This is a genomic window from Novosphingobium chloroacetimidivorans (assembly GCF_014204535.1).
In the GTDB taxonomy this organism is placed as follows: Bacteria; Pseudomonadota; Alphaproteobacteria; order Sphingomonadales; family Sphingomonadaceae; genus Novosphingobium; species Novosphingobium chloroacetimidivorans.
The window spans coordinates 1-1,419 of the sequence record NZ_JACHLR010000080.1 but is presented as its reverse complement, the minus strand read 5'-3'; the positions used below and the strand labels follow the sequence as shown (position 1 = coordinate 1,419).

3 protein-coding genes and 1 pseudogene are annotated in these 1,419 nt (G+C 58.9%); all 4 read left to right on the top strand.

Annotated features, from left to right (window positions below; translation table 11 throughout):
- Nucleotides 1-20 precede the first annotated feature (20 nt).
- Nucleotides 21-179 carry a DUF2269 family protein gene (locus HNO88_RS22800; RefSeq protein ID WP_312857158.1) on the top strand — a complete coding sequence of 53 codons (159 nt, stop codon included), beginning with the start codon at nt 21-23 and terminating at the stop codon, nt 177-179.
- 104 nt (nt 180-283) lie between these two features.
- A pseudogene (locus tag HNO88_RS21915) lies at nt 284-709 on the top strand (DUF4166 domain-containing protein); the annotation flags it as partial.
- Nucleotides 702-1,103 carry a thiol-disulfide oxidoreductase DCC family protein gene (locus HNO88_RS21910; RefSeq protein WP_184250952.1) on the top strand — a complete coding sequence of 134 codons (402 nt, stop codon included), beginning with the start codon at nt 702-704 and terminating at the stop codon, nt 1,101-1,103. The pseudogene HNO88_RS21915 and the gene HNO88_RS21910, both read left to right, overlap by 8 nt.
- A 41-nt stretch (nt 1,104-1,144) precedes the next feature.
- Nucleotides 1,145-1,333: a hypothetical protein gene (locus HNO88_RS21905; protein ID WP_246382310.1), complete on the top strand. Its 189-nt coding sequence runs from the start codon at nt 1,145-1,147 to the stop codon at nt 1,331-1,333.
- Nucleotides 1,334-1,419: the final 86 nt, after the last annotated feature.

Here is a 1,419-nt window from a genome sequence, read left to right as displayed (position 1 = left end):
TAGCCATAAGTGCCGCACCGGTGCTGTCCACAGTGCCGCACCTGTGGCTTGCCGATTACCCGTCGCGCAAGGCGCCCCAGACCGGACGCTTACGGTGGTTCGCACTTGGATGGCCGGCCTTTATCGGAGTCATCATCATTTTCTGGCTAATGGTTGCCAAACCGGAGCTTGCATTGTGACCGAACCGCTATTCCGCCGTCTGCTGGGAGACGCCATCGAAGACCTGCCGTCAGTGCTGCGCCGTGCCCACGATTCCAATGACTGCTAGAGGTGGGTTGGAAAGGCGCAAGTTGTGGCTAGCCGCAATCCGATCGCCCGCGCTCTGTGCTGGATGATGGGCTTGCCAAAGGCTGGAAACGATATCCCTGTAACCGTGGTGTTCGAGCGACATGGGGAGGCCGAAGTCTGGCGTCGCGACTTTGCGGGCCGAACCTACCATAGCCGGCTTGTCGCGCGCGACGGCTTGATTGTGGAGAAGATGGGGCCTGCAACCAACCGGTTTCGGGTGTGCGTGAAAGACGGAAGGCTACATCTCGATTTGGTGGCCTTCCGGTTTTTTGGGCTGCCACTTCCGTCATCGATCAGCCCGCAGTGTCCCGCCGCCGAAAGTGAAGTGGATGGGCGCTATCGTTTTGACGTGCCTATTCTTCTGCCCTTTCTGGGTTTTGCCATCCGTTACACCGGCTTGATGGAGGAGCTTCATGATTGACCATGGCCCCATCATTCTGTTCGACGCCCAATGCGTGCTGTGCTCTGCCAATGCACAGTTTATCCTGAAGCATGATCGGCTAGCCCGCTATCGCTTGGCTTCGATGCAAGGGGAGGTCGGCGCGGCGCTCTTTCGGCAGCACGGGATAGATCCGGCAAATCCGGATACGATCCTGCTGATCGACGGAGACCGGGTACTACGTGACAGTGAGGCCGTGATCGCGATCTACACGGGGCTTGGCTGGCCTTGGCGCATTGCGGGCCTAGGACTGCTCGCGCCGAGAGTCCTACGAGATCCTGTTTACCACTGGATCGCTCGCAATCGCTACCGGCTGTTTGGCAAGCGCGATACCTGCTGGGTGCCTGCCGCCGAATACGCGGAAAGGGTCTTGTGATGAACGGGCCTAATCTGCTCCGCGGGCGTGTGATCGGTGGCATGACCCTCGCCCTGGTCATCGCGCTCAGCGCCTACATCCTGATCAGCGCTAGCAAGGCCAACAACGTGGCCTTTGCCAGCCTTTGGTTTCTCGCGGTTCTACCCGCCTATCTCTGCGTGCTTATTTGCTATGTGGGTGATCCGGCAGGCGACAAACCGTCGTCTTTCTATTGGTCTGTGGTGACGTGACCCCCGAGTTTTCCTCCAAGCTTGATTAGAGTCCGGCCTGATGGAAGGACGGACGAATGAAGCGAGCAAGGTTCACAGAAGAGCAG